Source organism: Cupriavidus sp. CP313 (assembly GCF_054072015.1).
In genome coordinates this window covers 55696-77870 of sequence record NZ_JBSVZB010000024.1, presented here as the reverse complement: position 1 = coordinate 77870, position 22175 = coordinate 55696, and the positions used below count along the sequence as shown (strand labels likewise).

At 69.1% G+C, this 22175-nt stretch carries 24 protein-coding genes; 10 read left to right on the top strand and 14 right to left on the bottom strand.

What is annotated here, in order from left to right; all coding sequences use genetic code 11:
• The first annotated feature begins 156 nt into the window (after nt 1-156).
• The 6 genes from pxpB to pcp all read left to right on the top strand — a co-directional run bounded on the left by pxpB (nt 157) and on the right by pcp (nt 5072).
• Nucleotides 157-804, top strand: a complete 648-nt coding sequence (pxpB, locus tag ACW4E8_RS28045) for a 5-oxoprolinase subunit PxpB (RefSeq protein WP_114133774.1) — start codon at nt 157-159, stop codon at nt 802-804.
• Nucleotides 801-1820 (top strand): 5-oxoprolinase subunit C family protein, encoded by a 1020-nt coding sequence (locus ACW4E8_RS28040; RefSeq protein ID WP_456807486.1) that lies wholly within the window; start codon nt 801-803, stop codon nt 1818-1820. The genes pxpB and ACW4E8_RS28040 overlap by 4 nt, the downstream gene beginning before the upstream one ends.
• Nucleotides 1821-1875: 55 nt before the next feature.
• Nucleotides 1876-2616 (top strand): 5-oxoprolinase subunit PxpA, encoded by a 741-nt coding sequence (pxpA, locus tag ACW4E8_RS28035; protein WP_456807485.1) that lies wholly within the window; start codon nt 1876-1878, stop codon nt 2614-2616.
• 100 nt (nt 2617-2716) lie between these two features.
• On the top strand, nt 2717-3445 hold the full coding sequence (locus ACW4E8_RS28030; protein ID WP_456807484.1) for a DUF969 domain-containing protein: 729 nt from the start codon (nt 2717-2719) through the stop codon (nt 3443-3445).
• A 10-nt stretch (nt 3446-3455) separates the two neighbouring features.
• Nucleotides 3456-4406 carry a DUF979 domain-containing protein gene (locus ACW4E8_RS28025; protein ID WP_456807483.1) on the top strand — a complete coding sequence of 317 codons (951 nt, stop codon included), beginning with the start codon at nt 3456-3458 and terminating at the stop codon, nt 4404-4406.
• A 15-nt stretch (nt 4407-4421) separates the two neighbouring features.
• Nucleotides 4422-5072 (top strand): pyroglutamyl-peptidase I, encoded by a 651-nt coding sequence (pcp, locus tag ACW4E8_RS28020; RefSeq protein WP_456807482.1) that lies wholly within the window; start codon nt 4422-4424, stop codon nt 5070-5072.
• A 17-nt stretch (nt 5073-5089) separates the two neighbouring features.
• Here pcp and ACW4E8_RS28015 read toward each other — a convergent pair whose 3' ends face one another.
• Genes ACW4E8_RS28015 through ACW4E8_RS27995 form a run of 5 tightly spaced genes read right to left on the bottom strand, consistent with a single transcriptional unit; the run spans nt 5090 to nt 9985 of the window.
• Complete coding sequence (locus ACW4E8_RS28015) at nt 5090-6340, bottom strand: VanZ family protein (protein WP_456807481.1); 1251 nt, start codon at nt 6338-6340, stop codon at nt 5090-5092.
• A gap of 19 nt (nt 6341-6359) precedes the next feature.
• Complete coding sequence (locus ACW4E8_RS28010) at nt 6360-7007, bottom strand: ABC-type transport auxiliary lipoprotein family protein (RefSeq protein WP_456807480.1); 648 nt, start codon at nt 7005-7007, stop codon at nt 6360-6362.
• 52 nt (nt 7008-7059) lie between these two features.
• Nucleotides 7060-8001: an MlaD family protein gene (locus ACW4E8_RS28005; RefSeq protein WP_456807479.1), complete on the bottom strand. Its 942-nt coding sequence runs from the start codon at nt 7999-8001 to the stop codon at nt 7060-7062.
• Nucleotides 7998-8852 (bottom strand): ABC transporter ATP-binding protein, encoded by an 855-nt coding sequence (locus tag ACW4E8_RS28000; RefSeq protein WP_456807478.1) that lies wholly within the window; start codon nt 8850-8852, stop codon nt 7998-8000. The genes ACW4E8_RS28005 and ACW4E8_RS28000 overlap by 4 nt, the downstream gene beginning before the upstream one ends.
• Nucleotides 8849-9985: an MlaE family ABC transporter permease gene (locus ACW4E8_RS27995; RefSeq protein ID WP_456807477.1), complete on the bottom strand. Its 1137-nt coding sequence runs from the start codon at nt 9983-9985 to the stop codon at nt 8849-8851. Before ACW4E8_RS27995 ends, ACW4E8_RS28000 begins: the two co-directional genes overlap by 4 nt.
• A 172-nt stretch (nt 9986-10157) precedes the next feature.
• Here ACW4E8_RS27995 and ACW4E8_RS27990 point away from each other — a divergent pair, with 172 nt between their 5' ends.
• Genes ACW4E8_RS27990 through ACW4E8_RS27980 form a run of 3 tightly spaced genes read left to right on the top strand, consistent with a single transcriptional unit; the run spans nt 10158 to nt 12637 of the window.
• The gene (locus ACW4E8_RS27990; protein WP_456807476.1) at nt 10158-11039 is read left to right on the top strand and encodes a biotin--[acetyl-CoA-carboxylase] ligase; all 882 of its coding nucleotides are present in this window, start codon (nt 10158-10160) and stop codon (nt 11037-11039) included.
• Nucleotides 11036-11878, top strand: a complete 843-nt coding sequence (locus ACW4E8_RS27985) for a type III pantothenate kinase (protein ID WP_456807475.1) — start codon at nt 11036-11038, stop codon at nt 11876-11878. Before ACW4E8_RS27990 ends, ACW4E8_RS27985 begins: the two co-directional genes overlap by 4 nt.
• Before the next feature lie 42 nt (nt 11879-11920).
• Nucleotides 11921-12637, top strand: coding sequence for an SPOR domain-containing protein (locus ACW4E8_RS27980; RefSeq protein ID WP_456807474.1), 717 nt, complete (start codon nt 11921-11923; stop codon nt 12635-12637).
• Between the two features lie 15 nt (nt 12638-12652).
• On the opposite strand, the gene rfaE2 is transcribed toward ACW4E8_RS27980, so the two are convergent.
• The 9 genes from rfaE2 to ACW4E8_RS27935 all read right to left on the bottom strand — a co-directional run bounded on the left by rfaE2 (nt 12653) and on the right by ACW4E8_RS27935 (nt 21158).
• Nucleotides 12653-13147, bottom strand: a complete 495-nt coding sequence (rfaE2, locus tag ACW4E8_RS27975; RefSeq protein WP_456807473.1) for a D-glycero-beta-D-manno-heptose 1-phosphate adenylyltransferase — start codon at nt 13145-13147, stop codon at nt 12653-12655.
• 102 nt (nt 13148-13249) lie between these two features.
• Entirely contained in the window at nt 13250-13624 is a 375-nt protein-coding gene (locus ACW4E8_RS27970) for a hypothetical protein (RefSeq protein WP_456807472.1), read from the bottom strand.
• On the bottom strand, nt 13582-14262 hold the full coding sequence (locus tag ACW4E8_RS27965; RefSeq protein ID WP_456807471.1) for a LysR family transcriptional regulator: 681 nt from the start codon (nt 14260-14262) through the stop codon (nt 13582-13584). Before ACW4E8_RS27965 ends, ACW4E8_RS27970 begins: the two co-directional genes overlap by 43 nt.
• A 629-nt stretch (nt 14263-14891) precedes the next feature.
• Nucleotides 14892-15755, bottom strand: coding sequence for a ferritin family protein (locus ACW4E8_RS27960; protein WP_078194744.1), 864 nt, complete (start codon nt 15753-15755; stop codon nt 14892-14894).
• Nucleotides 15756-15954: 199 nt separating this feature from the next.
• Nucleotides 15955-17220 carry a patatin-like phospholipase family protein gene (locus tag ACW4E8_RS27955; protein ID WP_456807470.1) on the bottom strand — a complete coding sequence of 422 codons (1266 nt, stop codon included), beginning with the start codon at nt 17218-17220 and terminating at the stop codon, nt 15955-15957.
• 37 nt (nt 17221-17257) lie between these two features.
• Nucleotides 17258-18067: a PhaM family polyhydroxyalkanoate granule multifunctional regulatory protein gene (locus tag ACW4E8_RS27950; RefSeq protein WP_456807469.1), complete on the bottom strand. Its 810-nt coding sequence runs from the start codon at nt 18065-18067 to the stop codon at nt 17258-17260.
• Between the two features lie 74 nt (nt 18068-18141).
• Entirely contained in the window at nt 18142-18975 is an 834-nt protein-coding gene (locus ACW4E8_RS27945) for an enoyl-CoA hydratase/isomerase family protein (protein WP_316152306.1), read from the bottom strand.
• A gap of 121 nt (nt 18976-19096) precedes the next feature.
• A complete protein-coding gene (locus ACW4E8_RS27940; protein ID WP_456807468.1) occupies nt 19097-20077 on the bottom strand; it encodes a fumarylacetoacetate hydrolase family protein in 981 nt (326 codons plus the stop codon).
• An 82-nt stretch (nt 20078-20159) separates the two neighbouring features.
• A complete protein-coding gene (locus tag ACW4E8_RS27935; protein ID WP_456807467.1) occupies nt 20160-21158 on the bottom strand; it encodes a Bug family tripartite tricarboxylate transporter substrate binding protein in 999 nt (332 codons plus the stop codon).
• Nucleotides 21159-21339: 181 nt separating this feature from the next.
• Here ACW4E8_RS27935 and ACW4E8_RS27930 point away from each other — a divergent pair, with 181 nt between their 5' ends.
• Complete coding sequence (locus tag ACW4E8_RS27930) at nt 21340-22173, top strand: IclR family transcriptional regulator (protein WP_153956614.1); 834 nt, start codon at nt 21340-21342, stop codon at nt 22171-22173.
• The last annotated feature ends 2 nt before the right edge of the window (nt 22174-22175 follow it).

Sequence of the window (22175 nt, the reverse complement as noted above, 5' to 3'; positions counted from 1 at the left end):
CGCAGTGGCCCTTGCGCCCCTAGGGTCAATCCTGACTGTTTCTCCTCGCTTCGTTTCGATATGATGAATTCATCGATAAATTATCGATGAAATACAAACACGTCACATTCCGGCTTGCCTGTCTAAACTGGTAGCAAGTGCGCTACCGGGAATCTCATGAACTGCACCGTCCACCGACTCGCCGAACAGGCGCTGCTGTACAGCGTGGCTCCCCCCGCCTCGCTGGAAGTCCAGCGCCGGATCTGGGCGATGGCTGCCCGGGCAGCGGACTGGCGCGGGGTGGTTGACGTGGTGCCGGGCATGAACAACCTGACCGTGATCTTCGACGGCAGCGCCGATGTGGACGCGCTGGAGCGCAACCTGAAGCTCGCGTGGGCCTCGGGCGAGGCGCGCAATGCGACCGGCAAGCTGGTGGAGATCCCGGTTCGCTACGGCGGCGAGCATGGCCCGGACCTGGGCGATGTGGCGGCCCATACCGGGCTGACGCCGCAGGAAGTGGTGCGCCGCCACGCTGCCGGCGAGTACGTCGTCTACTTCCTGGGCTTCCAGCCGGGATTTGCCTATATGGGCGGCCTGGCGCCGGAGCTGGCCACGCCGCGCCGGCGTGAGCCGCGCGTGGCGGTGCCGGCCGGGTCGGTCGGCATTGGTGGCGAGCAGACCGGGATCTATCCGGCGGTGCTGCCGGGCGGCTGGCAGCTGATCGGGCGCACCGACGCCGAGCTCTTCGTGGCGGACCGGGATCCGCCGTCCCTGTTTGCGCCCGGCGATACCGTGCGCTTTGTTGCCGAGGAAGTCATCGCGTGATCGAAGTCATTCGTCCCGGCGCGCTCGCCTCGGTGCAGGATCTGGGCCGTACCGGCTTTCGCCGTTTTGGCGTCGGCCGTTGCGGGGCCATGGACATGCTGGCGGTGGAAGTCGGCAACCGCCTGCTCGGCAATGCGCCGGGCTGCGCCGCCATTGAATTCACGCTGGGCCGCGCCGCGCTGCGCTTCCATGCCGATATGCGCGTGGCGCTGGCCGGCGCCGAATGCGGCGCCAACCTGGACGGCGTGCCGGTGTGGTCGTGGCATGCCTTTGACGTGCACAAGGGCGAGACGCTGACGCTGCCGTCGACGCGCGGCGGCACGCGCGTGTACCTGTGCGTGGCGGGCGGCATCGACGTCGAGCCGGTGATGGGTTCGCGCAGCACCGACCTGAAGTCAGGCTTTGGCGGGCTGGGCGGGCGCGCGCTGCAGGAAGGCGACCGCCTGGCGGCGGCGCGCCCGGGGCTGGTGGCCGAGACCGACTGGATCGGCGTACAGGCGCCGGCGTGGGCGCTGCCCGCCAGCATCGAGGGCAAGGCCACGCCGGTCCGCATGCTGCCGGGGCCTGAATATGAGGACTTCGACGCGGCATCGCAGGCCGCGCTGTGGCAGGCCGACTGGACCGTCACGCCCAACAGCAACCGCATGGGGCTGCGCCTGAACGGGCCCGCGCTGGCGCGGCGCGCCGAGCGCAGCGCCGACCTGCTGTCGCATGGCGTGGTGCCGGGCGTGATGCAGGTGCCGCCGGGCGGCCAGCCGATCGCGCTGATGGCCGATGCGCAGACCACCGGCGGCTATCCCAAGATCGGCGTGGTGATCGGCGCGGACCTGTGGCGGCTGGCACAGGTGCCGCTGGGTGCGCCGGTGCGTTTCGTGCAGGTGACGCTGGCGCAGGCAGAGGCGGCGCAGGCCGAGCTGGAGCGCTACCTGCGCCTGATCGACCAGGCGCTGCAGTGGCAGGGCGATGGCATGCCCATCGCCGCACGGCGGCGCGCACGCACGCGCGTGGCCGCATAGGCGCGCACGCGCAACTGTAATCGGGCGACGCAATGCGCCGCACAGGAGAATGGCAATGCAGATCGATTTGAACGCTGATCTCGGCGAAGGCTGTGACAACGACGAGGCGCTGCTGGCGCTGATCAGTTCGGCCAATATCGCGTGCGGCTGGCACGCGGGCGACGCGGCCACCATGGTGCAGACGGTGAAGTGGGCGCTGGAGCGCGGCGTGGCGATCGGGGCGCACCCGAGCTATCCCGACCGCGAGAACTTCGGCCGCACCGAGATGCAGCGCGACCCGGAAGCCGTCTACGCCGACGTGCTGTACCAGATCGGCGCGCTCGACGCGATCGTGCGCGCGCAGGGCGGCGAGCTGCATCACGTCAAGCCGCATGGCGCGCTGTACAACCAGGCCGTGCGCGATCCGGCGCTGGCCCGCGCCATCGTGCGCGCGGTGCGCGACTTCGATGCCGACCTGGTGTTCTTCGGCCTGGCCGGCAGCCAGATGATCGATATCGCCAAAGAGGCCGGCCTGCGCGTCAAGCAGGAGGTCTTTGCCGACCGCGGCTACAACCCGGACGGCACGCTGGTCAAGCGCGGCACGCCGGGTGCGCTGCATGAGGACGAGGAAGTCGCCCTGAACCAGACCCTGACCATGGTGCGCGAGAAACGCGTGCGCGCCATCGACGGCACCTGGGTACCGATTCAAGCCGAAACCGTGTGTCTGCACGGCGACGGCGCCCACGCGCTGGCCTTTGCGCGCCGCATCCGGGAACGGCTGGGCGCGGAAGGCATCGCGATTCGCGCCGGCGACTGAGCGTTTCGTCTCAACCGCCAGCATCCACTGCGGCCGGCCCCGTCGTGCGGTAAGACGGCTGCCGTCCGCTCGCCTCCATCACACTCGTTTGGTGTCTCTTATGGAACAGGCAGTCAATCTCTGGCCCCTTGTCGGGGTCGGCGTCATCATCATCGGCTTCGTGCTGCGCTTCAATCCCATGCTGGTGGTGGTGCTCGCCGCGCTGGCCACCGGGCTGGCCGCGCCGATGCCGCTGATGCAGATCTTCTCGGCGATCGGCACCGCCTTCGTCAAGGCGCGCAACCTGCCGCTGATCATCCTGCTGCCGCTGGCCGTGATCGGCCTCCTGGAGCGGCACGGGCTGCGCGAGCATGCGCAAGCATGGATTGCGCGCATCGCGTCGGCCACGGTTGGCCGCCTGCTGATCGTCTACCTGGGCGTGCGCGAGCTGACCGCGGCGATCGGCCTGACCAGCCTGGGCGGGCACCCGCAGATGGTGCGCCCGCTGCTGGCGCCGATGGCCGAGGGCGCGGCCGAGAACCGCTTCGGCCACCTGCCCGAGCCGGTGCGCCAGCGCATCCTGGCGTTCTGCGCCGCCACCGACAATGTCGGCCTGTTCTTTGGCGAGGACATCTTCGTGGCCTTCGGCGCGATCGCGCTGATGCACACCTTCCTGCTGTCGTCGAACATCGACGTGGAGCCGCTGCATATTGCCGTGTGGGGCATCCCCACCGCGATCTGCGCCTTCCTGATCCACGCCGTGCGCCTGAAGCGCCTGGACCACTGGCTTGAGCGCGAACTGGGCGGCAAGGCCGCCCCGGCCGCCGTGCCTGCTAAGAGCGCCGAGTAAGGAGCGCGCCATGATCATTTCCATCGAATATCTCTACTGGCTCGCCGGCCTGGTGCTGGCGATCACCGCGCTGATGACCTTCGCCGACCGCGAGCATCCGCGCCGCCTCAGCACCGGCCTGTTCTGGCTGCTGTACGCGATCGTGTTCCTGGTTGGCGACCGGCTGCCGCCGGCCGCGGTCGGCATCGGCGCGGTGGTGATGGCGCTGATTGCGGGCTTCGGCGGCGTCGGCCACGGCAAGCACCACAGCCTGCCCGAGGAAGAACGCCGCGCCAGCGCGCGCCGCCTGGGCAACAAGCTGTTCATCCCGGCGCTGCTGATCCCGCTGGTGACCGTGATCGGCACCATGCTGTTCAAGGACGTCAAGATCGCCGGCGTGCCGCTGCTCGATCCCAAGAACGTGACCTTTGTCTCGCTGGGGATCGGCTGCCTGATCTCGCTGGCGGTGGTGTGCTGGCTCACGCGCGACACCGTGGCGCAGGGCCTGCGCGAGTCGCGCCGGCTGACCGACTCGCTCGGCTGGGCACTGGTGCTGCCGCAGATGCTGGCGATGCTGGGCCTGGTGTTCGCCGACGCGGGCGTGGGCAAGGCCGTGGCGCACCTGTCCACCGCCTATATCAACATGGACTACAAGCTGGTGGCGGTGGCGGTCTATTGCGTGGGCATGGCGCTGTTCACCGTGATCATGGGCAACGGTTTCGCGGCCTTCCCGGTGATGACCGGCGGCGTGGGCGTGCCGATCCTGGTCGGCATGTTCGGCGGCAACCCGGCGGTGATGGCGGCGATCGGCATGTTCTCGGGCTATTGCGGTACGCTGATGACGCCCATGGCGGCCAACTTCAATATCGTGCCGGCGGCACTGCTGGAACTCGACGACAAGAACGCCGTGATCCGCGCGCAGGTGCCCACCGCGCTGGCGATCCTGGTGGCCAATATCGCGCTGCTGTACTTCCTGATGTAACCGCGGAGCCCCGCCATGCGTACTGTGCTGCTGACCGGCTTCGAGCCGTTCGAGAATGAACCGATCAATCCCTCATGGGAGGCAGTGCGCGCGCTCGACGGCGAGCGCGTGGGCGACACGGTGATCGTGGCGCGGCAGCTGCCGTGCGTGTTCGGCGCGGCGATCGATACCATCGGCGAGCTGGTCGATGTGCTGCGGCCCGCGCTGGTGATTGCCGTGGGCCAGGCCGGCGGGCGCACCGAGATGTCGGTGGAGCGCGTGGCGATCAATGTCGACGATGCGCGCATTGCCGACAACGCCGGTGCCCAGCCGATCGATACCGCCATCGTGGCAGGCGGCCCGGCCGCCTACTTTGCCACGCTGCCGATCAAGGCGATGGTGCGCGACATGCGCGCGGCGGGCGTGCCGGCCTCGGTATCGCAGACCGCCGGCACCTTCGTCTGCAACCATGTCTTCTACGGGCTGATGCACCGGCTGGCGCAGCAGCCGGATGGCGACGTGCGCGGCGGCTTTATCCATATCCCCTACCTGCCCGAGCAGGCGGCGCGCCATCCGGGCCAGCCGAGCCTGGCGCAGGAAACGCTGGTGAAGGGATTGCGCGCGGCGGTGGCGACGGCGCTGTCGACCCGCGCCGATGTGCGCGAGCAAGGCGGGCAACTGCACTAGGCCCGCCAGCGCTATGGCTATTCCTGCGTACCGGCCGCGGCCGCCTCACGGCGCGCCGCGGCTTTTTTCCTGGCATGGCGGCGCAGGCTGACCTGTTCGAAGCGCCAGATCACATAGCAGAACGCCAGGAACGGCCACAGCCAGCCCAGCCATTGCGCCAGGCTGTTGAAGTGGATGAAGCGGCCCATGCGCCAGCCTTGCTCCGAGATCCACGCATAGGGGTTGGATGGCAGCACATTGGTCAGCACCACCAGCACGATCAGCGCCACCATCGCCAGCACCGCGCGCAGCCAGCGCGGCAGGTACAGCAGCAGCGCCAGCACCAGCGAGCTGGTCAGCAAGGCAAAGCGCCCGCCCTCGGACAGCCAGACAAAGGCGCTCTCGGACGGAAACTGCAGTTCGGCCGCGGTGGCCTTGAGCAGCAGCGCCGCCGCCAGCAGGCCGGCCAGGATGCGCAGCATCGGCGCGCTGCGGCGCATTGCGATCGAGGCAAACAGGCCCGTGCCGACCCAGCTGCTCGCGGTCACCAGCGATTCCAGCAACTGCTGGCTCTGCATGTCCTCGGGCCGCAGGCCGATATGATCCTGCCAGGCCTCCAGCTGCGGGAACACCATCTGCAGCACCTGCATCGGCCAGGACTCCGGGTCGGTCAGCCATTCGCGCACGATGCCGCCCATGCCGAACAGGTGCTCTTGCGGAAACACCTGCGCAAACGGCCACAGCAGCAGCAGGATGATGGCAAAGCTGGCGTGCGGCTCGAACCACGCATGGCGCAGGCGCGTCAGGCGCCCGTCGTCGATCAGGGCCCGGGTGAACGGCGCCACCACCGCGCCGCCCAGCAGCGCGCCCAGCGCATTGGTGATCAGGTCGATATTGGAAGAGATGCGGCTTGGCAGCCAGGTCTGGAAGGCCTCCATGCAGGCCGACAGCAGCGCCCCGGCCACCAGCGCCACCAGCGTGGCGCGCCCGCCCGACATGCGCGGATGCAGCGACAGCACCACCAGCGCGCCGAACGGGAAGTACCCCAGCACATTGGTCAGCAGGTCGAAGTCGGTGATGTAGCGCGGCTTGGGCGCGCTCAGGAAGGCAAACGGCGAAACGCCGTTGTCGACCCAGCCCGAGAACGGGTACAGGCTGGCGTACACGACCAGCAGCGTGAAGCAAAGCAGCCCCACGCGGGCCAGCGGCGAGTGCTGCGGGCTGGTGGGTTCTGGCCTTGGCTGAGCCGCCGGGGGCGGCGCGGAGGGCGGCAGGGGAGCCGGCTCCATGGCATGTCTCCTTGCGTGTCTACTTTAGCTGCAGCGTGCCGATCCAGTCGAGCAGCGCCGCGATCACCGCGTCGCTGGCCTCGGCCAGCGCCTTGACGCCGCCGGCGCCATCGGCGCTGGCCGCGGGCCGGCGCGCCTCGAAGGTCTGCTGGCCGAGCATGCCTTGCTGGAACACCGTGGCGCGCAGCCGCACCACGCCTGCGCTGGTGGTGGCGCTGTCGAACACCTGGTCGAACTCGATCAGGTCCACCTTCAGCGCAGGCACGCTGCTGTCGCCGAACCAGCTCAGCGTGCCGCGCGCGGCCACGGCCTCGCGCAGTCGCTCGTCGAACAGGCGCGTGGGCGACATCACCCAGCGCTGCGTGGCGTAGGCCTGCAGGCGCTGCGCCTGCGCATACTGCAGCCGGTAGAAGAGGGCGTTGCCATCCAGCCAGTTGGGCCCGTCGGTCTGCGCCAAGCGCAGTTTGGGCAGCCGCGCCGGCGCAGGGTTCCCGTTGCCGGGGGTGGCGGCGGCCGGCGGGCCGAGGTCGTAGGTGACGGTGGGATCATTGCCGCGCGTCAGCGCGCAGCCTGACAGCGCCAGCCCCGCGGCGGCCAGCAGCAGGGCGGCCCGGAGGCGGGAGCGCGCGGATCGGAGAAAGCGTGGCATCTCGGTCGCAGGGGTCACGGCGGTATCTCGCGGTTGGCGGTATCGGGTGAGGGGCGGCATGCGGGCCGCGCTACGGTGCGCTGAAGCCCGGCTCGCCCGGACCCGGCGCGGGCGCGGGCGCGCCGAACAGCACGCTGCTCGGGCTCTCGTTGAACTGGCCGGCGGCGCGCTCGAAGGTGCGCGCGGTCTGGCGCGCGTCGCGGGCCAGGCCATTGAGCTGCGGCAGGGTCTCTTCGCTGAAGGTGCCCGCCGCGGACTGCACCGACGAGGCCGCGCCCTGCATGTCGCGCCCGACGCTGTCGACGGTGCGCATCACCGTGCCGTTGGGGTTGGCCAGCTCCTGCGTCAGGCGCCGGGTCGATTCCAGCGTGGCATTGAGGTTCTCTGCCACCCTGGGCAGCCGGCTCGCAGCCGGAGCCAGCGAATCGGACAGCCGCGAGTAGTCCTCGGCGGTCTTGCGCACCGAGCGGATCGCTGCCATCAGTTCGGCGCGGTTGGCACCCTGGAACATGTCGCTGAGCGAGGCCATCAGCGTTTCAGTCTGGGCCAGCAGCGAATCGCCGCGCTTTTCCAGCTCTTCGAAGAAGCCGGGGCGCATGGCGATGCGCGCCACCGCCTTGGGCGAGGTCGGCAACGGCGGCGAGGCCGTGGCGCGGTCGTGCGCGGCGGAGTCGTCGAGCTGCACGTAGGCGATCCCGGTCACGCCCTGGAAGCCCAGCGTGCCATAGGTGGTGCGCGTGATCGGCGTGTCCTTGTTGACGTTGACGCGCACAATGATCTGGCCCGGCACCTGCGGGTCGAACTTGATCGACTCGACCTTGCCCACGGCCAGCCCGCGGTACTTGACGTCGGCCTGCGGGCCAAGGCCGTTGACGGTGGAGCGCGTGATCAGGTCATACGGCACGCGCACCGCGTGGTCGCTGCTGAACCAGAAGATCGCGAACAGCACCAGCACGGCCAGTCCGATGGTGAACACGCCGGCCAGGAATGCGTGTGACTTGTTTTCCATCATGCTTCTCCAGGGGGCGCCGCATCCGGCTGCCCGTGCGGTGGCAGCGCCTGCATGGCGCGCTGGGCGCGCTCGCCCAGGAAGTACTCGCGGATGAAGGGGTGGTCCACCTTCACCACGTCAGGGATCGGCGCCGCGGCGATCACCTTGTGGTCGGCCAGCACCGCGACGCGGTCGGACAACGCCACCAGCGTGTCCAGGTCGTGCGTGATCATCACCACGGTCAGGCCCAGTTCGCGGCGCAGTTCGCGGATCAGCGCCACGTAGTCGTCCGAGGCCATCGGGTCCAGCCCGGCGGTGGGCTCGTCCAGGAACAGCAGCTCGGGCTCCAGCGCCAGCGCGCGCGCCAGCGCCACGCGCTTGATCATGCCGCCGGACAGGTCCGACGGCATCTTGTCGGCATCGCGCGCCGACAGGCCCACCAGCTGCAGCTTGAGCAGCGCCGCCTGGCAGATCAGGTTGTCGGGCAGCGCGCGCAGTTCACGCAGGGGCAGCGCGATATTGTCGATCACCGACAGCGCCGAGAACAGCGCGCCGCGCTGGAACTGCAGCCCCCAGCGGCTGCGCAGCGCCTGCAGCTGCGCCGGGCGCAGCCGGGTCGGGTCTTCGCCGAACACCTTGATGCTGCCCGAGGTGGGCCGCTCCAGGCCCACGATCTGGCGCAGCAGCACGGTCTTGCCGCTGCCCGAGCCGCCCACGATCGACAGCACCTCGTCGCGGTAGACGTCCAGGTTGACATGGTCATGCACCACGGCCTTGCCGAAGCGCTTGACCAGGTTGCGCACCTCGATGACCGGGGTGCGGTCCTTGCGGACCTTCCCGTCCGGGGTGCCGGTAGCTGGCGCCGCGCTCACAGGCCCACGTCCTTGAACAGGATGGCGAAGACCGCGTCGGCCAGGATCACGATGGTGATGGCGGTCACCACCGAGGCGGTAGTGCCTTCGCCCAGGCTTTGCGTGTTGGGCTTGATGCGCAGTCCGAAGTGGCACGCGGTCAGCGCGATCAGGATGCCAAAGGCGACGCCCTTGCCCAAGCCCAGCCACAGGTTGGCCACCGGCACGGCGTCGGGCAGCTCGCGCAGGAAGAAGGCGGCGCTGATGCCCAGCTGCATGCGCGCGGCCAGCATGCCGCCGGCCAGCGCCATCACGTCCGTCCACGCCACCAGCAGCGGCATCGCAACGGCCAGCGCGATCACGCGCGGCATGATCAGCCGGAAGCCGTGCGAGATGCCCATCACGCGCATGGCATCGAGTTCTTCCGTCACGCGCATCACGCCGATCTGCGCGGTGATGGCCGAGCCCGAGCGCCCCGCGATCAGGATCGCCGCCAGCACCGGGCCCAACTCGCGGATCACCGCCATGCCGAGGATGTTGACGATAAAGGTGCTGGCGCCAAAGGTGCGCAACTGGTTGGCCGACAGGTACGACAGCACGATGCCGATCAAAAAGCCCACCAGCGCGGTGATGCCGAGTGCCTTGTAGCCGACGTTATAGATGTTGGCCGAGATCTCTCGCCAGGGGCCGCGCTGCGGCACGCGCGCAAGGCGCAGCAGGTCGAAGGCCAGCTGGCCCAGCATGGTGACGCCGATGCCCAGCTGCGCGCCGAACGACAGCACGTTGGCGCCGAACAGCGTAACCGGGTTGAAGCGGTCCACCATGTGCTTCTTCCAGCCCTCGTCCTGCACCGCGGCGATGCGCTCGAACACGCGGCGCTGGCCCTCGCTGGCATCGAGCCGCTGCGGCAGCGCGCCGTTCCAGGCCTGCCACAACAGTTGCCCGCCGATATGGTCCAGCCGCTCGACGCCGGCCAGCGACCACTGCGCGCTGTCTGGCGCCTGCGCCAGCTCATGCAGCTGCGCGCGCAACTGCCGCGCCTGGTGGCAGCCGGCCAGGGCGAGCGCGGTCCAGTCGCCACGCAGCTCTACGCTGACGGTTCCGTCCCCGCGCGTGATATGGAAGTCTGGCGTCGTCTGGCGTTCCAAGGGCATGCGATGTGATGGCCGAGTCTCGATTCTAAGCCACCCGCCCCGCTGGCGCGACCGCGCCGTGCCGAGGCGGCGGCGCGGCTACAATGCGGCATCTGCCGCAGGCACCCGGGCCGCACCCCTGTCCCCGCCTGTGTTTTCTACGATCGCCATCGATCCCAGCCCTTTGCCGCGCATGTCCGCCGTTCCTCCTGCCCCATCCGACCCTTCCGCCCCATCCAACGCCGATTGGCGCATCGATGCCGGCGCGCTGCGCGGCATGCTGTCGCCCGCGCTGAGCGACTGGACGCTGGAGCTGGTGGAGGAAACCGGCTCCACCAATGCCGACCTGACCGCGGCCTGCCGCCAGGCGCCGTGGTCCGATGCCGCCGTGCTGCGCCTGGCTTACCGCCAGACCGCGGGGCGCGGGCGCCAGGGCCGGCCGTGGCAGGGGCAGGCAGGCATGACCTTCTCGGTGGCACTGCCGCTGGCGCTGGCGCCGGCGCAGTTGAGCGGCCTGAGCCTGGCCGTGGGCCTGGCGCTGGCCGAGGCCTTGGGCGATGTCGATGCGGGCCTCGGCGCACGGATCGGGCTGAAATGGCCCAATGACCTCCAGATCGATGGCCGCAAGCTGGCCGGCATCCTGATCGAGGCGGTGCCCGCCGGGCCGCAGCGTGTCTGGGCCGTGATCGGCATCGGCCTGAACCTGGTGCGCGACGCGCAGATGGAAGCGGCACTGGGCCGCGAGCTGGCTGGCGTGGCCGAGGCCGTGCCCGGCTTCGACGCGCAGCGCGATGCCCCGCGCCTGCTGGCCGCGCTGCTGGAACGGCTGGCGGCCATGCGCACCGCGTTCCTGGCGCACGGTTTCGGGCCGATGGCGCGGCGCTGGTCTGCGGCCGATGCCTACCGCGACCAGCCGGTGCGGCTGCTGCACGATGGCAAGGTGATCGCCGAAGGCATGGCGCGCGGCGTCGACGAGGCTGGCCACCTGCTGCTGGAAACGCCGGCGGGGCTTGAGCGCATCGCCAGCGGCGAGCTGTCGCTGCGGCCCGCGCCGGGGCAGGGAGACACCGCATGAGCGCGCCGCATCTGCTGATCGACATTGGCAATACCCGCCTCAAGTGGGCCTGGTGCGAAGCCGGTGCGGCGCTGCCCGCCACCGGCGCGCTGCCCACGCCGTGGCAGCACGGCGGCGCGGTCGCCCATGCCGACGCCGGCGCGCTGCAGACACTGGCCGCGGACCTGCGCGCGCTGCGCGGCAGCGGGCCGATGCCGTCGGTGTGGATCAGCAACGTCGCCGGGCCGGTGATTGCGGCCGCTGTGGATGCAGCGCTGGCCGACGCCTTCGGGGGCTGTGCGCCGGTGCAATGGGTGCGCAGCGCCGCCGCGCACGGCAACCTGGCCAACGGCTACCGCGAGCCCACGCAACTGGGCGTTGACCGCTGGGTCGGCGCCATCGGCGCACACCGCTGGCTGCCGCACGACACGCTGCTGGTGGTGACCGCGGGCACGGCCACCACGCTGGATATCGTCACGGCCGCGGCGGATGGCAGCGCGCGCTTCGAGGGCGGCCTGATCCTGCCCGGGCTGGCGCTGATGCTGGGCACGCTGGCGCGCAACACCGCGCAGCTGCCGGCGCTGGACGTGGACGATGCCGGCACCGTGGCGGGCGCGCACCTGCGCTGGGCCGACAATACGCACGACGCCATTGCCGCAGGCTGCCTGGCCGCGCAGGCCGGCGCCATCGAACGCACCTGGCGTGCGCTGGGCGAGCGCGGGCCGGCGCGTTGCCCCGTGCGCTGCCTGCTGTCCGGCGGTGCCCGCGGCGCGCTGGCAGGCGCGCTCGCAGTGCCGTTCGAGATGCACGATAATCTGGTGCTGCTCGGCCTGCACGCGATGGCATCGGCCGGCGGCTAGCGCGCAGCGCAACTTCTCACACGCCTCAATCCGCCCCGACCCATGACCGCCCCAGGCCAGCCCGCCCGGCCACCCTCGCCGCGCATCGTCCCGCTGTTGCTGCTGCTCGCCAATGCCGTGCTGCTGGGGGCGGTGCTCGGGGTGTTCGGCGCGAACCCGCTGGCCGGCTGGTTTGAAACCCCGCGTGAGCCGCAGCGGCTGCAGCAGCAGGTACGTGGGGAGCGGATGCGGGTGCAGGCGCCGGCATCGGCACCAGCGGCGGATGCCGCGCCGCGCAGCGCGCTGCCGTCGGCCACGCTGGCGGCAGCCTGCATCGAGATCGGTGGCTTCAGCGCCCAGGCGGCGCGCCGCGCCACTGAAGACCTGGCTGCCGCTGCGCTGCGCGTGGAAGCGTTCGCGCGGCAGGAACAGGTGCGCTGGTGGGTTCATCTGCCCACGCAGCCCACGCGCGAGCATGCCGAGCGCAAGCTGGCCGAGCTGCGCCGGCGCAATGTGACGGAGTACTCGCTGGTGACCGCCGGCACGCCTGAGGCCACGACCTATACGGTGTCGCTGGGCCTCTTCCGCGAGCGCGAGCGTGCCGAGCAATATCTCGATTCCCTGCGCGGCCACGGCGTGCGCACCGCCATGCTGACCGAGGCCGCGCGGCCGCTCACGCGGCAGTGGCTGCGCGTGCGCGATGCCGACCACGCGGCGCGCGCCCGGCTCGAGGCCATGCGCCAGCGCTACGGCGCCGAGGACGTGCTGGCCTGTTCCTGAGCGCCCTGAGCTGCCTCAGTTGCCCTGGCGTACCCTGGTCAGCAGCTTGGTGGTCGAGCGGTCGTGCAGGAACGGGATGGCGTAGGCCTGGCCGCCCCAGCTGCGCACCAGCCGGGTTTCTTCCAGCGTGTCGATGTCGTAGTCGCCGCCCTTGACGTAGATGTCGGGGCGCACCAGGCGGATCAGTTCCACCGGGGTCTGTTCGCGGAACATCGCCACCAGGTCGACCGACTCCAGCGCGGCCAGCAGCGCCATGCGGTCCGATTCATGGTTCAGCGGGCGGTCGTCGCCCTTGCCCAGCATCTTTACGGAAGCATCGCTGTTGACGCCGACCACCAGGCTCGCGCCCAGTGCGCGCGCCTGTGCCAGGTAGGTGGCATGGCCGCGGTGCAGGATGTCGAAGACGCCATTGGTGAACACCAGCGGGCGCGGCAAGGCGGCGATGCGCGCGGCCAGCGCGGCGGGGGTGTCAGGCAGGGTCAGCTTGGATTCGAAAGCGGGTACGGACATGGGGTCGGCATCGGAAAGTGGGGGCCGGCCCCTGGTCGGAGCCGGCGTGCTTGCCCGAGATGGTACCCCTTCTTGTGATCCCCGCCGGCGGTGGGGTCCTGGTTACCCCGTCTCGCACAGCCTCATGGCCGCGTCGTTGGCGACATCCCTGGCTGCCGGATCGGAAACCGGCTTGGCCTGCTGCACCGACGCGGTGGCAATGCCGCGCAAGGTGCCCTGCAGCGCCTGCCGCACGGCGTCGATATGCGCGGCTTGCGCGTTGCCGCCCAGGTAGAGCAGGCGCACGCTGGCCCACGCCGGGAAGCCTTCGGGTACGTCCGCCACATAGGCCGCGTTGGCGCCGTCGACCCAGGGCACGTTGTACTTCAGCACCGGCGTCACGCCGCCGCGCGAGCGCCACAGCGCCATCTGCGCATTCCATGACGGCGCCACGGTCAGCCTGACATCGTCGGCCACGCCGGCCAGGTAGCGCCGCACGGGGTGTTCGGTATCGGCGTCGTCGGTCCGGTCAGCAGGGTCCAGTGCTCGCGCGGGTCCGGCGCGCCGCGTTCGTCGAGATTGCCGGCGGCTCGCGCCGGTGCCAGCCGGATCAGGCTGCGCTGGGCCATCATCACGTGCTCGGCCATGACGCCGCCCGCGCAGGGCAGTCCGTCGACCGTGACGGCGCAGTCGATCTGGCCGCGGGCCAGGGCCTGCCCGGTCTGCTGGCCGTTGCCGATCGTGCTGGAGGTGAGATGCACATCGGGCAATGCGGCCGCCAGGCTTGCCAGCACCTGCGCCAGCGCGGGATCTCCCAGCGCCATCGACAAGCCTATGCGCAGCACCTGGGGCGACCCCGCACTGCGCTGTGGCCGCTCCCCGGCCTGCGTCACCAGGCCGTGCCAGCGTTCCAGGATGCCGGCCGCGGCGCGCTCCAGGCGCAGCCCGTACTCAGTCGGCACCACGGTGCCGCGCCGCTCGAAGAACAGTTGGTCGCCGGTCACGTCGCGCAGCTTGCGGATGGCATAGGCCACCGTGGGCTGGCGGATGCCGAGAGCCTGCGCGGCCACGCTGATGCTGCCGTAGCGCATTACCTGGATGAAGACGGACAGTGCTTTGAAATCGATATGCCGCAATCCTTTACCCCTGCCTGATCGTTATCGCGCGCCGGTATGAAAATGTGCGGACGGCAGTGTTGCCGTGCCAACCACGCCTGGCCCGTACGTTGCGGGTGAGCGGATCTCCGGGCGGGGCAACCTGGTCGTGAAGGCTGCTGCGATTCCACCCGGGCAAATGACCCTGTGGAGAATTGCCAGCTGCGGCTGGCGGTAATGCAGATGTTATCGGAATTACGAGGCATTACACCACGAATTAAATGAATTCGTAATGTCGAATCTGCAAAGAATAGGTTGTCGGGATAATCGGCGCGTGATTTAAATATTTTATTTTATGATATAAATTTATTCGATGAAGGGGCGCCAGGCATGGGTTTGCCGTCGACGCGTGACAGCGCGGCAGTGCGTGGGACGGGAATGGAATGAAGTAGTAACCGGCTACTACCTGCATGGCAGCTGGCTCGCTTATCATGCCGAGCGCTTGATTTTCCAGGATAAGGAAAACAGCAATGCAGAATACCCGCCACAGCCGGACCAGGTCCGGTGCGCCGCGGCGGGTCGCATTTGTCGGGAATGCGTAAAGGAAAAAAAAGGGCAAAAAAAAGCCCCGCTTCGGCGGGGCTTTTTTTTCGTGCTGTCGGACTGGCCGCTCAGGCTTGCGCCGGCTGGGCCCCGCCCGTGCCTTGCAGGCTGGCGTTCAGTTCCTTGCGGTAGCGGTTCAGGTCCTGCACCGTTTCAAAGGTGCGTTCGAACAGCAGCGACATGTTGTGCAGGATCCGTTCGATGACCTTCTTCTCCCAGCCTTCGTCGAAGCGGATCTGCTCGTCCAGCCAGTGCTCGAGCCAGTCCGGGTCCGGCAGGCGCGACTGCACCGTGTCGTTGGGGAACAGCGCCTTGTTGACGTGCAGGTTGGTCGGGTGCAGCGGCTTCTCGGTGCGGCGGGCCGAGGCCATCAGCACGCCGATCTTGGCGAAGGCGGCGCGCGCGCTGTCGCCGAACTGGGCCAGGTACTTCTTCATGTAGCGCAGGTAGGCGCCGCCATGGCGGGCTTCATCCTGCGACAGGGTGCGGTAGATATGCTTGATCACCGGTTCCGTGTGCCATTCGGCGGCGCGGCGGTACCAGTGGTTCAGGCGGATCTCGCCGCAGAAATGCAGCATCAGGGTTTCCAGCGGCGGGGCCGGGTCGAACTCGAAGCGAACCGCGTGCAGTTCTTCTTCGGTCGGCACCAGGTCCGGGCGGAAGCGGCGCAGGTACTCCATCAGCACCAGCGAGTGCTTCTGTTCCTCAAAGAACCAGATGCTCATGAACGCCGAAAAATCAGAATCGTGGCGGTTGTCGCGCAGGAACATCTCGGTCGCGGGCAGGGCGGACCATTCCGTGATCGCATTCATCCGGATGGTCTTGGCCTGGTCGTCCGTCAGCATGCTGGCGTCAAAGGATTCCCAGGGGATGTCCTTGTCCATGTGCCAGCGGACGGCTTCCAACGATTTGAACAGTTCGGGGTAGAGCATGGTAAGCCTTTGAAATTACGGGCAGATTCTACCAGATGCGAATTATTCTCTTCTCTTTTTTAGTCCGGATCGGGGCAAATGCAACGCTTTTTGACGCGGTTTGGCGCCGCCGGCTGCATATTGCGGGCGATCAGCGCAACGCTGACACCTCAATGTGCCAGCCGCGGCGCCTGGCAGGACGCCATGTGCGGCAGGCTGCTCAGGGTGAAAGCGCACGTTCGTCCACCGGCTGCGCGGCCGGTGGCGTGCCTGGGATGATGCCGAACAGGAACGCTGCCAGCTCGTCCGCCTGGGCCTCGGCGTCGCGCTCGCCCAGCGCCATCAGGGCCTGGGTGAAGGCGGGTTCGAACAGCAGGTAGCTGGCAAAGGCGGCGCCGCGCGCCTCGGTGCCGCCCAGTGGCGCCAGCAGGGCGCGCACTGTGCGCGGCAACTGCTTCTGGTGCTCGGCGGCAATGGCTTCGATCGGCTCGCTGGGGGAGATCGTCATCACCTGCACCGGGCGCCAGCCCTCGCGGTCGCCGGCCACCTCCGGCATGCGCGCTAGCAAGCGGTTGATATGCAGCAGCCGTTCCAGGTCGGCGTTGAGCCCGTCCAGGAAAATGCTGGCCAGCGCCTGCCCGCCCACCTGCGCCAGCGACGGGTAGCCGCCGGCCGGCACGGTGTCATACCAGCCCGAGCGCTGGCGCGAGGCCGCGCCGATCGCCAGCACGCGCGACGCGCCCAGGTGGATCGCCGGCGACAGCGGCGACATCTGCCGCATGGTGCCGTCGCCGAACCACTCATGGTGGCCGTCCAGCTCCAGCGGCATCGCCGGGAACAGGAACGGGATCGACGCGGAAGCCAGCAGGTGCTCCACCGTGATCTGCGCCGGGATCGCAATGCGCTGGCTGCGGTGCCACGGATGGATGCGGTGGTGTGACTGGTAGAAGGTCACGTGGCGCCCGGTGCTGTAGGACAGCGCGGTGACCGCGAATGCCTGCAGCGCACCGCTGTCCAGGCTGGCCTGCACGCGCTCGGGCTCGAACAGCTCGCCCAGCATGCTGCCCAGCGGGGTGTTGTCGAACAGGGCGCGGGGCGCGCGCCGCTGCGTGGCCCAGCCCAGCGCCAGCGTCGACAGCCAGCGCGCGCCCGACATGCCCACGCGCAGCACGTCGGTGCGGTAGACGTCGTCGGCATGAATGCTGTGCCACAGCGCCGCCAGGCTCTGCGTGGCGGCCTGGAAGTCCCCCGCCTGGACCGCCAGCCCGGCGCCGTTGATCGCGCCTGCCGAGGTCCCGGCGATGATGCCGAAGGGCATCGCGCCATGGCCCTTGCCGTGCCGCGCGGCAATGCGTGCCAGCCCGCTCAGCACGCCCGCCTGGTAGGCGGCGCGCGCGCCGCCGCCCATCATGATCAGTGCGGTGGCGGCAGGATCGGGTCCGGATTGCAGCGCGGGGTGGGGGGCCGGGAAGGACTCGCGGTGCATTGCGTTGGCGTGGACGATTTGTCGGGGTTCTTGGCTGTCAGGCTGCGCTGCTGCCGTTGGCGCCGTGGCTGCCGCCGCCGTTGTGGCCTCCGTTCTTGCCCCCGTTCTTGCCATTGTCATCGCCGTTGCCCGCGTCCTTGGCCGGCTTTGCCTTGGCCGCCTTTTTGGCCGGTGCCTTCTTTGCCGGCGCCTTCTTGGCGGCAGGCTTGCCCGTGCCGGCGGAGGCGGCCTTGCCAGGCGCGCCCGTCTTCGGCTTTGCAGCAGCCGCTTGCGCTGCGGCTTCGGGGCCGGCCGCGGCGCCGAAGCCGCCCATGCCGAACGGGGCGATGCTGGCCGCGGCGGCGCTGCTGGCGATCTGGTTGAACTGCTGTTGCAGCAGGTCCCACCACAGCGAGGCGTTGGGCGGCAAGGCGGAATCGGTGTCGCTGGCCGCAGCTTGCGGGCGCTCGGCGGCAGGCGGCTCCGGTTGCGCACCGCTGCCGGCATCCGCGCCGGCGGCGCGCTCCGGCGTCGTGGCACTGGGCGTGTTGGCCGCGCGCGCGACGTTCTCCATGGCGGACTGCATGGACTCGGGCGACAGCGCGTTGCCGAAGGTCTGCAGCGCCACCAGCGTGGCGCGCTGCACTTCCAGGCCCTGGATGGTGGTGCGCAGCAGGTTGGTGTTCAGCTGCAGCCAGCTCTCCACGGCCTTCAGGTCGGCAATGCGCTTGTCGAGGTCGTCGAGGTCCATCGGCGGCGTCATCGCCTGCAGGCCGGGCATCAGGCCGGAGGGCATGCCGCTGCCGCTGCCCCACAGCCGGCGCATGAAGTCGAAGCCGTTGGTGAAATCGGGAATCTGTCCGAACATGGTTGAGCGCTCCGTGTGCGGCGCAGCCCCGGGATTGGCCAGGAGGGCCCGTCGGGCCGGCGGCTGCGTCGTCGTTACCTGAACTGTGGCGGCCGCTTCTGGCGCAGGCTCGCCATGCCTTCGTGCACGTCGGGGCCGGCAAAGCCCATGAATTCAAGCGCCAGCGAGGTATCGAAGGCGGGGCCGGCCATGCGCAGCCAGTTGTTGAGGGCGTACTTGGTCCAGCGGATCGCGGTCTGCGACCCGGCCGCCAGCCGGTTGGCCACCTCGAACGCGCGCGCCACCAGTTCGTCCTCTTCCACCGCCAGCGAGACCAGGCCGATCCGCTCGGCTTCCTCGCCGCTGACCGACTCGCACAGCATCAGATAGTACTTGGCCTTGGCCATTCCGCACAGCAGCGGCCACACGATGGCGGCATGGTCGCCCGCGGCCACGCCCAGCCGGGTATGGCCGTCGACGATGCGCGCGGTCCTGGCCGCGATCGAAATATCGGCCAGCAGCCCCGCCACCAGCCCCGCGCCGACCGCCGGGCCGTGCATGGCGGAGACCACCGGCTTGTCGCAGTTGATGACGTTGTAGACCAGGTCGCGCGCCTCATGCCAGACGCGGGTGCGGGTCTCGAAATCGTTGGCCATGTCTTCGACCAGGGCCAGGTCGCCGCCGGCCGAGAAGCCCTTGCCCTCGCCGCGGATCAGCGCCACGCGCACTTCGGGGTCGGCGGATACGTCGCGCCAGATCTCGGCCAGCTCGCGGTGCATGTTGGCGTCCGCCGTGGCCAGCTTCTGGTTGGCCGACTGGGCCGCGCCCATGATGATTTCGAGGATGGGGCCGTGGCGGCGCAGCGTCAGTGCGCGATAGCGCTCGTAGCGGGGGGAGAGGGGCGTGGAGTCAGCGGTGGGGGTAGTCATTGGGGGCCTGAGAGGTACGGGGTTAGCGGCGCGCCGCATGCATCGTTAATTTGCCAACCGAGCGGTCGGTTAATTATATGCACATCCGGCTTGCCGCCGCACCCCGCGGCCCCAACGTGCGTCAGGCCGCTGCCACCAGCTGGTCGATCGCGCCGAATACCGAATGGCCCTGCGCGTCGAACATCTCGATCTTGACCGCGTCGCCGAACTTCATGAACTCGGTCACGGGCTTGCCCTCATCGATGGTTTCCAGCATGCGCTTCTCGGCGATGCAGCAGTAGCCCTTCTTGCGGTCGACGTTGGAGATCGTGCCCGAGCCCACGATGCTGCCGGCGCGCACATTGCGGGTCTTGCAGATATGGGCGATCAGCTGGCCGAAGTCGAACACCATGTCGGTGCCGCAGTCGGGCTGGCCCACCTTCTTGCTGTTCCAGTGCACGGTCATCGGCAGGTGCACCTTGCGCTCGCGCCAGGCCTCGCCGAGTTCGTCGGGGGTCACCGCCACCGGCGAGAACGCCGTGGCCGGCTTGCTCTGGAAGAAGCCGAAGCCCTTGCCCAGCTCGGCCGGGATCAGGTTGCGCAGCGAGACATCGTTGGCCAGCATCACCAGGCGGATGGCTTCGCCGGCCTGCTCGGGCGTGGCGCCCATCCTCACATCGCCGGTGATCACGGCCACCTCGGCCTCAAAGTCGATGCCAAACGCCTCGCTGGCGCAGACGATATCGTCCTGCGGACCGACGAAATCGTCCGAGCCGCCCTGGTACATCAGCGGGTCGGTCCAGAACTCAGGCGGCATCTCGGCGCCGCGCGCCTTGCGCACCAGCTCAACGTGGTTGACATAGGCCGAGCCGTCGGCCCACTGGTAGGCGCGCGGCAGCGGCGCCATGCAGTCCTTGGGGGCGAACGGGAAGGGGTGGCGCGCGCGGCCGGCGTTGAGCGCGTCATACAGGTCCTGCAGCTGCGGTGCGTAGAACGGCCAGTCGTCCAGCACGGTCTGCAGCTTGCCGGCGATGTCGGTGGCGTAGTGGGCAGTCTTCAGGTCGCGCGACACGACCACCAGCTGGCCGTCGCGCGAACCGTCCTTCAGGGTTGCGAGTTTCATGGATGCGATGGGGTAGGGATCAGGGGCGCCTGCATCGCAGGCGCGGTGGCCGCTAGTCTACCGTGGCCCGCCCGCGCGCCAGTCAGTCGACGGTGATGCCCTTGGCCTTGATCAGCTTGCCCCAGCGCTCGCCCTCGGCGCGCGCGTAGCTGGCGAATTCCTCAGGCGTGCTGTAGACCGCTTCCACGCCCACGCCTTCCAGCTTCTTCTGCACCTCGGGCGTCTTCAGCGCCTTGACCAGCTCGGCGTTCAGGCGCGTGACCACGGCCTTGGGCGTGCCGGCCGGCGCCACCATGCCTTGCCAGGCGTAAGCCTCGAAGCCGGCCACGCCGCCCTCGGCCACGGTCGGCACGCTGGGCAGCACGGTAAGGCGCTTGGGCGTGGCCACGCCGAGCGCGCGCAGCTTGCCGGCCTGCACGTTCTGCTGGCCCGAGGCCAGGTCCAGGAACATCAGGTCGACCTGGCCCGCGAGCAGGTCCTGCACCGCCGGCGCCGCGCCCTTGTAGGGCACGTGCGTCATCTTGACCCGGGTCTGGTCCATGAACAGTTCCATCGCCAGGTGGTGCGGGCTGCCCGCGCCCGGCGAGGCGAAATTGACCTTGCCCGGGTTTTTCTGCGCGTACTCGACCACTTCCTTGAGCGTGCGCGCCGGGAAGTTGGGATTGGCCACCAGCACCAGCGGGAAGCGCGCAAGCTGGCCGATGTAGACGAAGTCCTTGTCCGGGTTGTACGGCAGCTTCTTGTACAGCGACGGATTGGCGGCCAGCGTGGCGGTGTCGGCGGTCAGCACGGTGTAGCCGTCGGGCTTGGCATGCGCCACGGCATCGGCGCCGACGATGGTGGCCGCGCCCGGGCGGTTGTCGATCACTACCTGCCTGCCCAGCCCCGGGGTGATGGCCTGGGCCACGGTGCGCGCCACCACGTCGGTGCCGCCGCCGGCGGGATAGGGTACGACCCAGCGGATCGGCTGCGACGGCCAGTCGTCGGCGCGTGCGGGGGCGCTCGCGGTGAACAGGGCGGCAAACAGGGTAGCGGCCGTCAATGCGGCGAGGGCGGGGCGGAAGTAGCCAAGGGGGCGCATCGGTTGTCTCCGTGTTAAAAAGGGGCCCGGTTCGGGCGGGCTTGCACGAGAGGCATGCCGCCGGCCAGGTCTGTTGCGAAGAAAGTCTACCGATGGCTTAAAAATTGGTAAATCGATTTCGCTATAGTAAATTCACCTACGAATTTCCCCCGCCCCCCGGGTATAGCCAACCATCCGCCGCATGTCAGAGATCGAAGAAGAAGACACCAAGCTGCGTTCCGGCATCCAGTCCATCGAGGTGGGCTTCAGGCTGCTGCAGGCGCTGGCGGTGTCGCCGCGCGCGATGATGCTGCGCGACCTGGCCGCCGCCGCCGGCATGAACCCGGCCAAGGCCCATCGCTACCTGGTCAGCTTCATGCGGCTGGGCGCGGTGGCGCAGGACCCCGTCAGCGGGCGCTATGACCTGGGCCCGTTCGCGCTGCAACTGGGCCTGGCCGGGCTGAACCGTCTCGATCCGGTCAAGAAGGCGCGCCCGATCCTGTCGCAGCTGCGCGACGAACTGGACCTGACCGCCGGCATTGCCGTGTGGGGCAACCACGGTCCGACCGTGGTGCACTGGGAGGAATCCAGCCATCCCGTCACTGTCAGCCTGCGCCTGGGCGATGTGATGCCGATGCTGAACTCCGCCACCGGCCGGCTCTACGGCGCCTATCTGCCGCGCAAGCAGACCCTGCCGCTGATCGAGCGCGAACTGGGCGCACGCGGCAATGACGGCGTGCCCGACATGCCGCGCTCGCTGGCCGATTACGACGCGATCTGCGCCGAGGTGCGCGCGCATGGCGCGGCGCGCACGCTCGGCGGCGTGCTGCCGGGCATCAATGCATTCTCGATGCCGGTGTTCAACGCCAACGGCCACCTGGCCATGGGGCTGATCGTACTGGGCGCGCAGAGCATATTCGATGCAGAATGGGGCGGTACGATGGATCGTCGCATCCGCGACATCGCCCAACAGCTCTCATCGGAACTTGGCTACCTTGGTGCAGCCACCCCGGCCGGAGAAACCGGCCAATCCTAGTC